Source organism: Serratia sp. P2ACOL2, assembly GCF_003691565.1.
GTDB lineage: Bacteria > Pseudomonadota > Gammaproteobacteria > Enterobacterales > Enterobacteriaceae > Serratia > Serratia liquefaciens.
In genome coordinates this window covers 4,222,478-4,238,584 of the sequence record NZ_CP033162.1, presented here as the reverse complement: position 1 = coordinate 4,238,584, position 16,107 = coordinate 4,222,478, and the positions used below count along the sequence as shown (strand labels likewise).

Sequence of the window (16,107 nt, the reverse complement as noted above, 5' to 3'; positions counted from 1 at the left end):
GAGTGAAGGGATTATGGGTAGCGTGCTCTGGAACTTAGTCGCATTTCTTATTGCACTCGGTGTTTTGATCACCGTGCACGAGTTCGGGCACTTTTGGGTAGCCCGTCGCTGCGGCGTCCGTGTAGAACGCTTTTCCATCGGCTTTGGCCGCGCCTTATGGCGCCGTACTGACCGTCAGGGGACGGAGTACGTGATTGCCCTGATCCCTCTGGGCGGTTACGTGAAGATGCTCGATGAGCGGGTTGATTCGGTTGCACCGGAATTCCGCCATCAGGCATTTAACAACAAAACCGTGTGGCAACGCGCCGCTATCGTCAGTGCCGGCCCTATCGCCAACTTCCTGTTTGCTATTCTTGCTTACTGGCTGGTATTTATTATCGGCGTTCCCAGCTTCCGTCCTGTGATTGGTGAAATATCGCCACAGTCGATTGCTGCCCACGCTGAAATTTCGCCTGGAATGGAACTTAAGTCCGTTGACGGTATCGAAACGCCTGATTGGGAATCAGTTCGTCTGGCGCTGGTGGCGAAGATCGGCGACGCGGAAACCGAAGTGGGTATCGCGCCGTTTGGCTCTTCTCAGGTGGTGACTAAAACCCTGGATTTGCGCCAGTGGAATTTCGAGCCGGACAAACAGGATCCCGTGGTGGCGTTGGGTATTATTCCGCGCGGCCCACAGATAGAATCTGTCCTTGCCGAAGTGCAATCGGGGTCGGCGGCACAAAAGGCGGGTTTACAAGCGGGGGACAGGATCGTTAAAGTCGACGGTCAGCTATTGGGTCGTTGGCAAACGTTGGTTAAACGGATCCACAACGGCCCTGGGCAACCGCTGGTTTTAGAGATTGAAAGAAACGGCGCCCCCTTGTCTTTGACGCTGATACCGGATACAAAGCCGGTGGGAAAAGACAAATCGGTGGGTTTCGCCGGCATCATTCCGAAAGTGCTGCCGCTGCCGGACGAGTATAAAACGATTCGTCAGTATGGACCTTTCCCAGCGCTGTATCAGGCTGGGGACAAGACCTGGCAGCTAATGAGCCTCACGGTCAAAATGCTGGGTAAATTAATAACCGGTGATGTAAAGCTGAACAACCTGAGTGGCCCGATTTCGATTGCACAGGGAGCAGGGGCGTCAGCCGGGGTCGGGTTAGTGTATTATCTGATGTTCCTGGCGTTGATCAGTGTCAACCTGGGTATCATCAACCTGTTCCCATTACCGGTGTTAGATGGTGGGCATCTCCTCTTCCTGGCGATAGAAAAGCTGAAGGGTGGGCCGGTTTCCGAGCGAGTACAGGACTACAGTTACCGCATAGGTTCGATCGTGTTGGTGCTTTTAATGGGTCTTGCACTTTTCAATGATTTTTCTCGCCTTTAGGGGCGGGGATAGGTTAGGAAGAACGCATAACAACGATGGCGATGAAAAAGTTGCTCATAGCGTCGCTGCTGTTTGGCAGCGCCACCGTATACGGTGCAGACGGGTTCGTAGTGAAAGATATTCATTTCGAAGGCCTGCAGCGAGTCGCCGTCGGTGCGGCGTTACTCAACATGCCGGTTCGCGTAGGCGATACCGTCTCTGACGATGATATCAGTAATACCATCCGTGCCTTGTTTGCCACTGGCAACTTCGAGGACGTTCGCGTGCTGCGCGATGGTAATACGCTGATTGTTCAGGTTAAGGAACGCCCTACCATTGCCAGCATCACTTTCTCCGGCAACAAGTCGGTGAAGGATGACATGCTCAAGCAAAACCTGGAGGCCTCTGGCGTTCGGGTTGGCGAAGCGCTCGACCGCACCACGATATCCAGCATTGAAAAAGGGCTGGAAGACTTCTATTACAGCGTCGGTAAATACAGCGCCTCGGTGAAAGCCGTTGTCACGCCGTTGCCGCGTAACCGTGTTGACCTGAAACTGGTGTTCACGGAAGGGGTCTCCGCCAAGATTCAACAAATCAACATTGTCGGCAACCATGCCTTCACTAACGATGAGCTGATTTCACGCTTTCAACTGCGTGATGAAGTGCCGTGGTGGAACCTGGTTGGCGATCGCAAATACCAGAAACAAAAGCTGGCGGGTGACCTTGAAACCCTGCGCAGTTTCTATCTGGACCGCGGCTACGCGCGCTTTAATATCGATTCGACTCAGGTCAGCCTGACGCCGGACAAAAAAGGCATCTACATCACCATCAATATCACTGAAGGCGAGCAGTACAAGCTCACCGGCGTGATGGTTAACGGCAATCTGGCCGGTCATTCGGCGGAAGTCGCCCAGTTGACCAAGATTGAACCGGGTGAGCTGTATAACGGCAGCAAAGTGACCAAAATGGAAGACAACATCAAAACGATGTTGGGCCGTTACGGTTATGCCTACCCGCGTGTTGCTACGCAACCTGAAATCAACGACGCGGATAAAACCGTGAAGCTGCACGTAAACATTGATGCGGGTAACCGTTTCTATGTGCGTCGCATCAAGTTCGAAGGCAACGACACCAGTAAAGACTCCGTACTGCGCCGTGAAATGCGTCAGATGGAAGGTGCGTGGCTGGGCAACGCTCAGGTCGAGCAGGGTAAAGAACGTCTGAACCGTTTGGGTTATTTTGAAACGGTAGACGTGGAAACCCAGCGCGTGCCTGGCACTGCGGATCAGGTAGACGTCACTTACAAAGTGAAAGAGCGTAACACCGGTACCTTCAACTTCGGCGTCGGCTACGGTACCGAGAGCGGCGTGAGCTTCCAGGCGGGGGTCCAGCAGGACAACTGGCTGGGTACCGGTTATTCCGTCGGTATCAGCGGCACAAAGAACGACTACCAGACCTATACCGAGCTGTCGGTAACCAACCCGTACTTCACCGTTGACGGTGTGAGTTTGGGTGGGCGTATCTTCTACAACGACTTTAAAGCGGATGACGCGGACCTGTCCGACTATACCAACAAGAGTTACGGCATAGACGGTACCTTGGGCTTCCCGATCAACGAAAACAACTCGTTGCGTACCGGTTTGGGTTACGTGCATAACGGCCTGTCCAACATGCAGCCGCAGGTTGCCATGTGGCGTTATCTGGACTCCATGGGTCTGGATCCGAACAAGACTGACCGTGCCAGCTACTCTGCGGATGACTTCACGCTGAACCTGGGTTGGACCTACAACAACCTGGACCGTGGCTATTTCCCAACGTCGGGTAACCGTACCACCCTGAATGGTAAAGTGACCATTCCAGGATCGGATAACGAATACTACAAACTGACGCTGGACAGCGTGCAATACGTCCCAATCAACGACGATCGCACCTGGGTGCTGTTAGGTCGTGGTCGTCTGGGTTATGCGGATGGTCTGGGCGGCAAAGAGATGCCGTTCTACGAGAACTTCTACGCCGGCGGCTCCAGCACCGTGCGTGGTTTCGGTTCGAACACCATCGGTCCAAAAGCGGCGTACTACAATTCCAACTCGTATAGCTGCAGCAATGGCGCGACGATTTGTAATTCGGACGATGCGGTCGGTGGTAACGCCATGGCCGTCGCCAGTATGGAGCTGATTACGCCAACGCCATTCATCAGCGAGAAATACGCAAACTCAGTGCGTACTTCCCTGTTCATGGATGCGGGTACCGTATGGGATACCAACTGGCAGAACTCTCAGACCAGCATGTACGATATTCCGGACTACAGTAAAGCGAGCAATATCCGCGTTTCTGCCGGTATCGCCTTGCAGTGGATGTCACCTTTGGGGCCATTGGTGTTCTCTTATGCCAACCCGATCAAGAAATACGAAGGCGACAAGTCCGAACAGTTCCAATTTAACATTGGTAAGACCTGGTAACAGGTCGAGCTTCTGGGCATAAGCAGTTATTAAGAATCGCAAATGCCAGGCGCCTGCCAAAACACAGAGATGATTCTCATTGTTTTGCGGGATAAGTCTGGCAGATTGTGTACTTCAAGTGTCATATGGCACAAATGGGTGATGGTAAGGAGTTTATAGTGAAAAAGTGGTTGTGTGCCGCAGGCCTCGGTTTAGCAATGGCTGCTTCAGCTGGCGTTCAGGCAGCAGATAAGATCGCTGTAGTTAACGTCTCCAGCATTTTCCAACAGTTGCCGGCTCGTGAAACCGTAGCTAAACAGCTGGAAAACGAGTTTAAAGGCCGTGCGGGTGAGCTTCAGAACATGGAGCGTAGCCTTCAGACCAAAATGCAACGTCTGCAGCGTGATGGCGCTACCATGAAAGCCAGCGATCGCAGCAAGCTTGAAAAAGACGTGATGGCACAGCGCGAGCAGTTCTCTCAGAAAGCCCAGGCTTTTGAGCAGGACAACCGTCGTCGCCAGATGGAAGAGCGTAACAAAATCCTGAGCCGTATTCAGGACGCTGTGAAATCTGTTGCCAGCAAAGAAGGCTATGACGTAGTGATCGATGCTAACGCCGTTGCCTACGCAGGTTCTTCTAAAGACATTACTGCTGACGTGCTGAAACAGGTTAAATAACAACATGCCTTCTATTCGACTGGCTGATTTAGCGCAGCAGTTGGATGCACAATTGCACGGTGATGGCGATCTCGTCATCACCGGCATTGCTTCTATGCATTCGGCACAGGCTGGCCAAATCACGTTTTTGTCAAACAGCCGCTATCAAGAGCAGCTGGCTGCCTGCCAGGCAAGCGCAGTCGTGCTTACCGAGGCGGATTTACCACACTGCCGTTCTGCGGCGCTGGTGGTTAAAAACCCTTACCTGACCTACGCGCGCATGGCGCAACTGATGGACACCACTCCCTCTCCGGCCCAGGATATCGCCCCTAGCGCGGTTATTTCCCCTGAAGCCACCTTGGGGAAGAACGTGGCTATCGGAGCAAATGCGGTGATCGAGTCCGGCGCAGTCCTTGGCGATAACGTGGTTATCGGCCCGGGCTGTTTTATCGGCAAACGTGCACGCATTGGCGCGGGAACGCGTCTGTGGGCTAACGTAACGATTTATCATGAAGTCGAGATCGGTCAGCAATGTCTGATCCAATCGGGCACCGTGATTGGTGCTGACGGTTTCGGCTATGCCAACGAACGCGGCAACTGGATTAAAATTCCTCAGTTGGGCACGGTGATTATCGGCGATCGCGTCGAAATCGGCGCTTGCACCACCATTGACCGCGGCGCGTTGGATAACACCCAGATCGGGAATGGTGTTATCATCGACAACCAATGCCAGATTGCACATAACGTTGTGATTGGCGACAATACTGCCGTTGCCGGCGGTGTTATCATGGCGGGCAGCCTGAAAATCGGCCGCTACTGCCAGATCGGTGGAGCCAGCGTGATCAATGGTCACATGGAGATCGCCGACAAGGTTGTTGTCACCGGAATGGGAATGGTTATGCGACCAATCACCGAACCTGGGGTATACTCTTCGGGCATTCCGTTACAACCCAACAAAGTTTGGCGTAAAACCGCTGCGTTGGTGATGAATATCGATGAGATTAGCAAGCGCTTAAAAGCTGTCGAACGAAAAGTCGGAAAAGACTAATCACTACCGCCCGCCTGACTGGGTACAAAACGAAACGCGTTGGTCATGAGACCAAAAGCGCAAAGAGTTGTTAATTTGCGGCCTGCATGATGATCTCCTTTTGGGGTCAGCGCAGGCCGTGTTGTTGATGCCATCAGTTTTTAGAGACAGGAAGAGTATTTTGACTACTGACACTCATACTCTGGATATTGCAGAAATTTTAGAGTTGCTTCCTCACCGTTACCCGTTCTTGCTGGTTGATCGCGTCCTCGAGTTTGAGGAGCACAAATTCCTGCGTGCGGTGAAGAACGTATCTGTAAATGAGCCGTTTTTCCAGGGACACTTCCCTGGTAAGCCGATTTTTCCAGGCGTATTGATTCTGGAAGCCATGGCGCAGGCCACCGGTATTTTGGCGTTTAAAAGCGTCGGCAAACTGGAACCGGGCGAGCTGTATTACTTCGCCGGTATCGATGAAGCCCGCTTCAAACGCCCAGTCGTGCCTGGTGATCAGATGATCATGGAAGTCACCTTTGAGAAAACACGTCGTGGTCTGACGCGCTTTAAAGGCGTGGCAACCGTTGACGGCAAAATTGTCTGCGAAGCAACCATGATGTGTGCGCGCAGCCGGGAGGCTTAATCCGTGATCGACAAAACCGCCTTTATCCATCCTAGCGCGATTATTGAAGAAGGTGCCGTTATCGGCGCTGGCGCGCACATCGGTCCCTTCTGTTACGTCGGCTCCCAGGTGGAAATCGGCGAAGGCACGGTACTGAAGTCCCACATTGTGGTGAATGGCCTGACCAAAATCGGTCGCGACAACCAGATCTATCAATTTGCCTCTATCGGTGAAGTGAATCAGGATCTGAAATACGCGGGCGAACCTACGCGCGTCGAGATTGGCGATCGCAATCGCATTCGCGAAAGCGTGACCATTCATCGCGGCACAGCGCAGGGCACAGGGTTGACCAAGGTAGGTAATGACAACCTGCTGATGGTTAACGTGCACGTTGCGCACGACTGTGTGGTGGGTAATTCCTGTATCTTGGCGAACAATGCTACGCTTGCCGGGCATGTGGAAATTGACGACCATGCCATTATTGGCGGCATGACGGCTATCCACCAGTTCTGCATCATCGGCACCCACGTGATGGTGGGCGGTTGTTCCGGTGTTGCCCAAGACGTGCCTCCTTTTGTCATCGCGCAGGGTAACCACGCCACGCCATTCGGCGTTAACGCCGTGGGCCTGAAGCGTCGTGGTTTCGATAAAGATCAAATGCAGGCAATCCGTAACGCCTACAAGATCCTTTATCGCAGCGAGAAAACGCTGGATGAAGCGAAAACAGAAATCGAAACCCTGGCAAAAGAGCAGCCGGTGGTGCAGCAGTTCCTGGATTTCTTTGGCCGCTCAACCCGCGGTATCATTCGCTGACCTATGCAAAATCGCCCATTGACTATCGGATTGGTCGCCGGAGAAACCTCCGGTGATATTCTTGGCGCCGGTTTGATCCGTGCGCTTAAGGCGCAAGTCCCCGACGCGCGTTTTGTTGGCGTCGCCGGCCCGCTGATGCAGGCTGAAGGCTGTGAAACTTGGTACGAAATGGAAGAGCTGGCGGTAATGGGCGTGGTCGAGGTGCTTGAGCGCCTGCCACGCCTGTTAAAGATCCGTAAGGATCTTACCCGCCGGTTCAGCGATCTGAAGCCGGACGTGTTTGTGGGTATCGACGCGCCGGACTTCAATATCACTCTGGAAGGTCGTCTGAAACAACGCGGCATTCGCACCATTCATTATGTCAGCCCGTCCGTCTGGGCCTGGCGTCAAAAGCGCGTTTTCAAAATTGGCAAAGCCACCGATCTGGTGCTGGCGTTTCTCCCTTTCGAAAAAGCGTTTTACGATCGTTTTAACGTTCCCTGCCGGTTTATCGGCCACACCATGGCTGATGCCATGCCGCTGCAGGCGGACAAATTGGCTGCGCGCGCTACGTTGGGCATCGCACCCGATGCGCGTTGTCTGGCCCTGTTGCCGGGCAGCCGAAGCGCTGAAGTTGAGATGCTGAGCGCCGATTTCCTGAAAACGGCGCAGTTGCTGCGTACCCGTTATCCCGACCTTGAGCTGGTGGTGCCGCTGGTTAACGCCAAACGACGCGAACAGTTCGAGCGGATCAAAGCTGAAGTGGCGCCAGAGCTGCGGGTCCATCTGCTGAACGGCCAAGGGCGTGAGGCGATGGTTGCCAGCGACGCGGCATTACTGGCTTCAGGTACCGCCGCACTGGAGTGCATGCTGGCCAAATGTCCGATGGTGGTGGGTTACCGTATGAAACCGTTCACCTTCTGGATGGCGCAGCGGCTAGTGAAGACGCCATATGTTTCGCTGCCTAACCTGTTGGCAGGCCGTGAAATCGTCACCGAACTGCTGCAGCATGACTGCGTGCCGGACAAGCTGGCGGCGGCGGTAATGCCGCTGCTGGAAGACGGCCCGCAAACTGACGAACTGAAACAGACTTTCCTGACCTTGCACCAAAGCATCCGTTGCGGTGCCGATGAACAGGCCGCTCAGGCTGTGTTGGAGCTGGCAAAAGCATGATTGAACCCTTCATCTATCCTGTCGCCACGCTAATTGCAGGCGTGGACGAAGTGGGCCGTGGCCCTTTGGTTGGCGCAGTGGTTACCGCTGCGGTGATCCTCGATCCCGCACGGCCGATCGTTGGCCTGGCGGACTCGAAGAAGCTCAGTGAGAAGCGCCGCCTGGCGCTGTATGACGAGATCGTCGAGAAAGCGCTGTCCTGGAGCCTGGGCCGCGCTGAGCCAGAAGAAATCGACCAACTGAACATTCTGCATGCCACTATGCTGGCGATGCAGCGTGCTGTGGCCGGTTTGCATATCGCGCCGGACATGGTATTGATCGACGGTAATCGCTGCCCTAAATTGCCGATGCGTTCGCAGGCGGTCGTGAAGGGAGACAGTCGCGTGGCGGAAATCAGCGCGGCATCCATTCTGGCTAAGGTAACGCGTGACCGCGAAATGGCCGAGTTGGATCTTGTGTTCCCCGATTACGGTTTTGCGCAGCATAAGGGCTACCCGACCGCCTTCCATCTGGAGCGGCTGGCCGCTCTGGGTGCGACCGAGCATCACCGCCGCAGTTTTGCCCCGGTAAGAAGGGCGCTGGGGCTGTAATCTGCAGGCCCGGTTATCCGGGCCAGACAAGCGATAGCGTTAACCCGGGTTCAGTCCGCTGAGCCCCTAGATTCAGGTATCTGGATATGGCCGAACCTCGTTTTATTCACCTGCGCGTTCATAGCGACTACTCCATGATAGATGGATTGGCCAAGATTGGGCCGTTGGTGAAGAGAGCCGCCGCGTTAGCCATGCCTGCTTTGGCAATTACCGACTTTACCAACCTGTGTGGTCTGGTGAAGTTTTATGGCAGCGCGCACGGCGCCGGGATCAAACCGATCATCGGCGCGGATTTTCATGTGCAAAGCGAAGTGCTGGGCGATGAGCTGGCGCAGCTCACCGTGCTGGCCGCCAATAATGAAGGTTACCAAAACCTGACGTTGCTGATTTCCCGCGCTTATCAGCGTGGTTACGGTGCCGCCGGTCCGACTATTGATCGGGACTGGTTGATTGAGCACCGTGAAGGGCTGATTTTGCTCTCTGGCGCGCGCCAGGGGGACGTCGGCAAGTTTCTGCTGCGCGGCAACCAGCCGCAGGTGGAGCAGTGCCTGGAGTTCTATCAGCAATACTTCCCTGACAGCTATTACCTCGAACTGATCCGTACCGGTCGGCCGGACGAAGAAAACTATCTGCACGCCGCAGTGGCGCTGGCCACTGAACGCGGATTGCCGGTGGTGGCCACTAACGACGTGCGCTTTCTGGTCGAGGATGACTTTGACGCCCACGAAATCCGCGTCGCCATTCATGACGGCTTCACGCTGGACGATCCCAAGCGCCCACGTAACTATACGGCGCAGCAATACATGCGTAACGAAGACGAGATGTGTGAGCTGTTTGCCGACATCCCGGAAGCGTTGCTCAACAGCGTAGAGATCGCCAAGCGTTGTAACGTGACTATTCGTCTCGGCGAGTACTTCCTGCCGCAGTTCCCGACCGGTGATATGAGCACCGAGGACTTCCTGATCCTCAAGTCGAAGGAAGGGCTAGAAGATCGCCTGGAGTTCCTGTTCCCAGACCCAGAGGTGCGCGCTCAACGCCGCCCTGAATACGATGAACGTCTGGATATTGAACTGAACGTGATCAACCAGATGGGCTTCCCGGGCTACTTCCTGATCGTGATGGAGTTCATCCAGTGGTCGAAGGATAACAATGTGCCGGTTGGCCCGGGGCGTGGTTCCGGTGCCGGTTCTTTAGTAGCCTATGCACTGAAAATCACCGATCTTGACCCGCTGGAATTTGACCTGCTGTTTGAACGCTTCCTTAACCCGGAACGTGTTTCGATGCCCGACTTCGACGTCGATTTCTGCATGGAAAAACGCGATCTGGTGATTGAGCACGTGGCGGATATGTACGGCCGTGAGGCGGTATCGCAAATCATCACCTTCGGTACCATGGCGGCGAAAGCGGTTATCCGCGACGTGGGTCGCGTGCTGGGCCACCCCTATGGCTTCGTCGACCGCATCTCCAAACTGGTGCCGCCCGATCCGGGCATGACGCTGGAAAAAGCCTTTGCCGCGGAACCTCAACTGCCGGAAATTTACGAGGCCGATGAGGAAGTCAAAGCGCTGATCGACATGGCGCGCAAGCTGGAAGGGGTCACGCGTAACGCCGGTAAGCACGCCGGGGGCGTGGTGATCGCGCCGACCAAAATCACCGACTTCGCGCCGTTGTATTGTGACGCCGAGGGGCAGCATCCTGTTACCCAGTTCGACAAGAACGACGTGGAATACGCCGGGCTGGTGAAGTTCGACTTCCTCGGCTTGCGTACCCTGACCATCATCGACTGGGCGTTGGAAATGATTAACGCCCGGCGCGCCAAAACCGGGCTGGAGCCGATTGATATCGCCGCCATCCCGCTCGAAGACAAAAAAAGCTTCGACATGCTGCAGCGTTCGGAGACCACCGCGGTCTTCCAGCTTGAATCGCGCGGTATGAAGGATTTGATCAAACGTCTGAAGCCCGACTGTTTCGAAGACATGATCGCACTAGTGGCGCTGTTCCGCCCTGGTCCTCTGCAGTCAGGCATGGTAGACAACTTTATCGACCGTAAGCACGGCCGCGAAGAAATTTCCTACCCGGATATCCAGTGGCAGCATGAGTCGCTCAAGCCGGTGCTGGAGCCGACCTACGGCATTATCCTGTATCAAGAACAGGTTATGCAGATTGCCCAGGTACTGGCCGGGTATTCGCTGGGCGGCGCGGACATGCTGCGCCGTGCGATGGGTAAAAAGAACCCGGTTGAAATGGCCAAGCAGCGTGGCGGTTTCGAGGATGGGGCAAAAGCACGCGGCATCGACGGCGAACTGTCGGTAAAAATCTTCGATCTGGTGGAGAAATTCGCCGGTTATGGCTTCAACAAGTCTCACTCCGCCGCCTATGCGTTGGTGTCCTACCAGACGCTGTGGCTGAAGGCACACTACCCGGCCGAGTTTATGGCGGCGGTAATGACCGCCGATATGGACAACACCGATAAGGTGGTGGGGCTGGTGGATGAGTGCTGGCGTATGGGGCTGAAAATCCTGCCGCCGGACATCAACAGCGGCCAGTACCATTTCCACGTTAACGATGAAGGCGAGATCGTTTACGGTATCGGCGCCATCAAAGGCGTCGGGGAAGGGCCGATTGAAGCCATTCTGGAAGCGCGCAACAGCGGTGAACAGGGCTACTTTAAAGACCTGTTCGATCTGTGCGCACGCTCCGACATCAAAAAAATCAACCGCCGCATTCTGGAAAAGCTGATCATGTCCGGGGCGTTCGACCGCCTTGGGCCACACCGCGCCGCATTGATGAACTCTTTGCCCGATGCGTTAAAAGCGGCAGATCAGCATGCCAAAGCCGAAGCGATCGGCCAGGTGGACATGTTTGGCGTACTGGCGGAAGCGCCGGAGCAAGTGGAGCAATCCTACGCCAACGTGCCCCGCTGGCAGGAGCAGGTGGTGCTGGACGGTGAACGGGAAACGTTGGGGTTGTACCTCACCGGCCACCCAATCACCCAGTACCTGAAGGAGATCGAACGCTACGCCGGTGGCCAGCGTTTGAAAGATATGCACCCGACGGATCGGGGCAAAATGACCACCGCCGTTGGGCTGGTGATCGCCTCGCGGGTTATGGTCACCAAGCGCGGTAACCGCATCGGGATCTGTACTCTGGATGACCGCTCTGGCCGTCTGGAGGTGATGTTATTCACCGATGCGTTAGAAAAATACCAGCATTTATTGGAAAAAGACCGTATCCTGATCGCCAGTGGACAGGTCAGCTTTGATGACTTTAGCGGCGGGCTTAAAATGACCGCCCGTGAGCTAATGGATATCAGTGAAGCCCGTGAAAAATACGCTCGCGGACTTGCTATCTCGCTGACGGACAGGCAAATTGATGACCAGCTTTTGAACCGTCTCCGTCAGTCTTTGGAACCCCATCGCTCGGGGACGATTCCAGTGCATCTTTACTATCAACGGGAAGATGCGCGGGCCAAGCTGCGTTTTGGCGCAACCTGGCGCGTGACGCCCACCGACCGCTTATTGATAGATTTGCGGACTTTGGTAGGTAATGAGCAGGTGGAACTGGAATTTGACTAAAATAGGAATGCTATGAGTCTGAATTTTCTTGATTTTGAACAGCCGATTGCAGAGCTGGAAGCGAAAATTGACTCGCTGACTGCAGTCAGCCGTCAAGACGAAAAATTAGATATTAATCTGGACGAAGAGGTTCAGCGCCTTCGTGAAAAGAGCGTTGAGCTGACGCGCAAGATTTTTTCCGATCTTGGGGCCTGGCAAGTTGCCCAATTGGCACGCCACCCGCGCCGTCCTTATACCCTGGATTATATCAAACACATCTTTACCAACTTCGAAGAGCTGGCGGGTGATCGCACCTATGCCGATGACAAAGCGATTGTCGGTGGCATTGCGCGCCTGGATGGCCGTCCGGTGATGATCATCGGGCATCAGAAAGGCCGCGAGACCAAAGAGAAAATCCGCCGTAACTTCGGCATGCCGGCACCAGAAGGCTATCGCAAAGCGCTGCGCCTGATGGAAATGGCCTCTCGCTTCAAGATGCCGCTGATCACTTTCATTGACACCCCAGGCGCCTACCCGGGCGTGGGCGCGGAAGAGCGTGGCCAGTCAGAAGCGATTGCCCATAACCTGCGTGAAATGTCTCGCCTGAAAATTCCGGTGATCTGTACGGTGATTGGCGAAGGCGGTTCCGGTGGCGCATTGGCCATTGGCGTGGGCGACAAAGTGAACATGCTGCAGTACAGCACCTATTCGGTGATCTCACCGGAGGGTTGTGCTTCCATTCTGTGGAAAAGCGCCGACAAAGCGCCGATTGCCGCAGAAGCCATGGGCATTACCGCACCGCGCCTGAAAGAGCTGAAGCTGATCGACTCGGTGATCCCGGAACCGCTGGGCTCTGCTCACCGCGACGTGCCGGCGATGGCGGAAGCGCTGAAAGCGCAGCTGCTGGCCGATCTGAAAGATCTCGACGGCCTGAACACCGAAGAGCTGCTTAACCGCCGCTACCAGCGCCTGATGAACTACGGCTATTGCTGAGTGCTGTCACGCGTTGCAAGAAACCGCCTTCGGGCGGTTTTTTTTTGTCTACACACCGCAGTATTTTCATGTTGTTATAGAGGTTTGGTGGTTAACTGACAGGAGCAGCCGATGAACATCATCGCGATCATGAGCCCAGCGGGCGTTTACTATAAAGACGAGCCGATCCGCGAGCTTCACACCGCACTGGCTGCGATGAACTTCCAACTGGTGTATCCCAAAAACAGCGGCGATTTGTTGAAGCTGATCGAAGCTAACGCACGCATTTGCGGCGTGATTTTCGACTGGGACGACTACAGCCTGGAGTTGTGCAGCGAGATCAACGAGCTCAACGAGTATCTGCCGCTGTATGCGTTTATCAACACGCATTCCACCTTCGACGTTAGCCTGCATGAAATGCGTATGGTGCTGTATTTCTTCGAGTACGGCCTGAATGCAGCAGATGATATTGCGCAGCGCATCCAGCAATATACCGCCGAATACATCGATACTATTACGCCGCCGCTGACCAAGGCACTGTTCAACTACGTGCATGAAGGGAAATACACCTTCTGTACTCCCGGCCATATGGCCGGTACCGCCTTTCAGAAGAGCCCGGTCGGTTGCCTGTTTTACGATTTTTTCGGTGCCAATACTCTGAAAGCCGACGTGTCGATTTCGGTCACCGAGCTGGGCTCGCTGCTGGATCACACTGGCCCTCACCTGGAGGCCGAAGAGTATATTGCGCGCACCTTTAACGCCGAGCAAAGTTATCTGGTGACCAACGGCACCTCTACCGCCAATAAAATTGTCGGCATGTATTCGGCACCGACCGGCAGCACGGTATTGATCGACCGCAACTGCCATAAGTCCCTGTGCCATCTGCTGATGATGAGCGATATCGTGCCGATTTATTTGCGCCCGCTGCGCAATGCCTACGGGATTCTTGGCGGGATCCCACAGCGTGAATTCACCCATGACAGCATTGCCGCTCGGGTGGCTGACACGGCCAACGCCAGTTGGCCAGTCCATGCGGTGATCACTAACTCGACCTACGATGGCCTGCTGTACAACACCGACTACATCAAGCAGACGCTGGACGTCCCATCAATTCATTTTGATTCCGCCTGGGTGCCCTATACCAATTTCCATCCGATTTACGACGGCAAGAGCGGCATGAGCGGTGAACGTATACCCGGTAAAGTGATCTACGAAACCCAGTCGACTCATAAACTGCTGGCGGCGTTTTCACAGGCCTCGATGATCCACATTAAGGGTGACTATGACGAAAGTACCTTTAACGAGGCCTATATGATGCACACCACCACTTCGCCGAATTACGGCATCGTGGCGTCGATGGAGACCGCGGCGGCGATGCTGCGTGGCAATCCGGGGCGACGGTTGATTAACCGCTCGGTGGAGCGTGCGCTACATTTCCGTCGTGAGGTGCAGCGTTTGCGGGAAGAAAGCGATAGCTGGTTCTTCGATATCTGGCAGCCGGAAGAGATTGACGAGGCGCAGTGCTGGCCGCTAAACCCGGACGACAACTGGCACGGCTTTGGCAATACCGACCGCGATCACATGTATCTCGATCCTATCAAGGTCACCATCCTGACGCCGGGGATGAATGAGCTTGGCGCGCTGGAAGAGAGCGGCATACCGGCAGCGCTGGTAGCGAAATACCTGGACGAACGCGGTATCGTGGTGGAGAAAACCGGCCCTTATAATCTGCTGTTCCTGTTCAGTATCGGCATTGATAAAACCAAGGCGATGAGCCTGCTGCGTGGCCTGACCGACTTTAAACGCGCTTACGATCTCAATCTGCGAGTGAAGAACATGCTGCCGGACCTGTATGCCGAGGATCCGGATTTCTACCGTAATATGCGTATTCAGGATCTGGCCGCCGGGATCCATAGCTTGATCTGTCGGCACGATCTGCCGGGTTTGATGCAGCGGGCTTTTGATGTGTTGCCAGAAATGAAGCTGACGCCACACCAAATGTTCCAGCAGCAGGTGCGTGGCAACGTGGAAACCTGCGAGTTGGATCAACTGGTCGGCAAAGTCGCGGCGAACATGATCCTGCCTTATCCGCCAGGGGTTCCGCTGGTGATGCCGGGGGAGATGATCACCGAAGAGAGCCGAGCAGTGCTCGATTTCTTGCTGATGTTGTGTTCTATCGGCGAGCGCTATCCGGGGTTTGAAACCGATATCCACGGCGCGAAGCTGACCGAAGACGGGCGTTATCTGGTGAAAGTACTCAAAGCACCGCAGCCTTAAGCAAACTCACGGCAGATCAGGTTCACGCTGCTTGTCGGCAGCGGTTCCTGCGTCAGGCCGCAAAATGGCTGCCCGTCATGCCGCTGGTGATAGCGGCATTGATGACATTCGCCGAACAGTGCCACATTATCATCCTGTTTTTGCAACTGACGCAGCAACTGCGTCAGTAATTCCAGCAACTGTCCGCCGTCCTGCTGCATGGCATCCTGCGCCTGCTGTAAATAGGCCGGCGGGAATAGGGCATCCATCAACGAGCGCGATTTGTCGGTCAGCTTTAACCTGACGCTGCGACGGTCCTTCTCGTCTGCCGTACGGGCGATCATCCCGTTACTTTCCAACTTTTTCAGCGATTGCGACACCGTACCCTTGGTCAGGCCGAGATATTCCGCCACCGCCATCGGCGTATTGGAGTAATGGTTGCAGCGTGCCAGGTAATACAAGGCGCTCAGCTGCACCGGCGGCAGGCTTTCCAACTCTTCATGACTCCGCAGCCAGCTACGTTGCAGGCTATTCAGTCGTTCCAGTAAATCAAACAGTGTCAACATGGGATCCTCGCTAGCGTGGCAAAATAGTATCGATTAAAAACTATATTGACAAGGCATGGTGAAGGATTTATTGTGCTATTGGTTTCGAATCGAAACTAAATGGGTGCGCAGTTCACCCA

The 16,107-nt window shown here is 54.9% G+C and carries 12 protein-coding genes; 11 read left to right on the top strand and 1 reads right to left on the bottom strand.

The annotated features are described in order from the left end of the window. Positions 1-13 precede the first annotated feature (13 nt). The 11 genes from rseP (at position 14) to EBA31_RS20485 (ending at position 15,443) form a co-directional block, all read left to right on the top strand. Positions 14-1,369, top strand: coding sequence for a sigma E protease regulator RseP (rseP, locus tag EBA31_RS20535; protein ID WP_116691862.1), 1,356 nt, complete (start codon positions 14-16; stop codon positions 1,367-1,369). Between the two features lie 35 nt (positions 1,370-1,404). Further along, on the top strand, positions 1,405-3,807 hold the full coding sequence (gene bamA / locus EBA31_RS20530) for an outer membrane protein assembly factor BamA (protein WP_122080076.1): 2,403 nt from the start codon (positions 1,405-1,407) through the stop codon (positions 3,805-3,807). 158 nt (positions 3,808-3,965) lie between these two features. Beyond that, complete coding sequence (gene skp, locus EBA31_RS20525; protein ID WP_020828357.1) at positions 3,966-4,463, top strand: molecular chaperone Skp; 498 nt, start codon at positions 3,966-3,968, stop codon at positions 4,461-4,463. A 4-nt stretch (positions 4,464-4,467) separates the two neighbouring features. Next, on the top strand, positions 4,468-5,490 hold the full coding sequence (gene lpxD, locus EBA31_RS20520; RefSeq protein WP_122080075.1) for a UDP-3-O-(3-hydroxymyristoyl)glucosamine N-acyltransferase: 1,023 nt from the start codon (positions 4,468-4,470) through the stop codon (positions 5,488-5,490). A gap of 160 nt (positions 5,491-5,650) precedes the next feature. Beyond that, positions 5,651-6,106 (top strand): 3-hydroxyacyl-ACP dehydratase FabZ, encoded by a 456-nt coding sequence (gene fabZ / locus EBA31_RS20515; protein WP_017893789.1) that lies wholly within the window; start codon positions 5,651-5,653, stop codon positions 6,104-6,106. Positions 6,107-6,109: 3 nt separating this feature from the next. Continuing rightward, entirely contained in the window at positions 6,110-6,898 is a 789-nt protein-coding gene (gene lpxA / locus EBA31_RS20510; protein ID WP_020828355.1) for an acyl-ACP--UDP-N-acetylglucosamine O-acyltransferase, read from the top strand. Between the two features lie 3 nt (positions 6,899-6,901). Next, positions 6,902-8,050 carry a lipid-A-disaccharide synthase gene (gene lpxB / locus EBA31_RS20505; protein WP_122080074.1) on the top strand — a complete coding sequence of 383 codons (1,149 nt, stop codon included), beginning with the start codon at positions 6,902-6,904 and terminating at the stop codon, positions 8,048-8,050. After that, entirely contained in the window at positions 8,047-8,640 is a 594-nt protein-coding gene (gene rnhB / locus EBA31_RS20500; protein WP_020828353.1) for a ribonuclease HII, read from the top strand. The genes lpxB and rnhB overlap by 4 nt, the downstream gene beginning before the upstream one ends. 86 nt (positions 8,641-8,726) lie before the next feature. Further along, positions 8,727-12,215, top strand: coding sequence for a DNA polymerase III subunit alpha (gene dnaE / locus EBA31_RS20495; protein ID WP_020828352.1), 3,489 nt, complete (start codon positions 8,727-8,729; stop codon positions 12,213-12,215). Between the two features lie 12 nt (positions 12,216-12,227). Beyond that, positions 12,228-13,187 carry an acetyl-CoA carboxylase carboxyl transferase subunit alpha gene (gene accA / locus EBA31_RS20490; RefSeq protein ID WP_122080073.1) on the top strand — a complete coding sequence of 320 codons (960 nt, stop codon included), beginning with the start codon at positions 12,228-12,230 and terminating at the stop codon, positions 13,185-13,187. A gap of 111 nt (positions 13,188-13,298) precedes the next feature. After that, entirely contained in the window at positions 13,299-15,443 is a 2,145-nt protein-coding gene (locus EBA31_RS20485; RefSeq protein ID WP_122080072.1) for a lysine decarboxylase LdcC, read from the top strand. On the opposite strand, the gene EBA31_RS20480 is transcribed toward EBA31_RS20485, so the two are convergent. Then, on the bottom strand, positions 15,440-15,985 hold the full coding sequence (locus EBA31_RS20480) for a MarR family winged helix-turn-helix transcriptional regulator (protein WP_116691874.1): 546 nt from the start codon (positions 15,983-15,985) through the stop codon (positions 15,440-15,442). The two genes, EBA31_RS20485 and EBA31_RS20480, sit on opposite strands and share 4 nt — an antisense overlap. Positions 15,986-16,107 lie beyond the last annotated feature (122 nt).

Coding starts and splice junctions, on each gene's coding strand:
- accA (WP_122080073.1), top strand. CDS start 12,228: ATGAGTCTGAATTTTCTTGATTTTGAACAGCCGATTGCAGAGCTGGAA.
- dnaE (WP_020828352.1), top strand. CDS start 8,727: ATGGCCGAACCTCGTTTTATTCACCTGCGCGTTCATAGCGACTACTCC.
- lpxB (WP_122080074.1), top strand. CDS start 6,902: ATGCAAAATCGCCCATTGACTATCGGATTGGTCGCCGGAGAAACCTCC.
- EBA31_RS20485 (WP_122080072.1), top strand. CDS start 13,299: ATGAACATCATCGCGATCATGAGCCCAGCGGGCGTTTACTATAAAGAC.
- lpxD (WP_122080075.1), top strand. CDS start 4,468: ATGCCTTCTATTCGACTGGCTGATTTAGCGCAGCAGTTGGATGCACAA.
- bamA (WP_122080076.1), top strand. CDS start 1,405: ATGGCGATGAAAAAGTTGCTCATAGCGTCGCTGCTGTTTGGCAGCGCC.
- rseP (WP_116691862.1), top strand. CDS start 14: ATGGGTAGCGTGCTCTGGAACTTAGTCGCATTTCTTATTGCACTCGGT.
- rnhB (WP_020828353.1), top strand. CDS start 8,047: ATGATTGAACCCTTCATCTATCCTGTCGCCACGCTAATTGCAGGCGTG.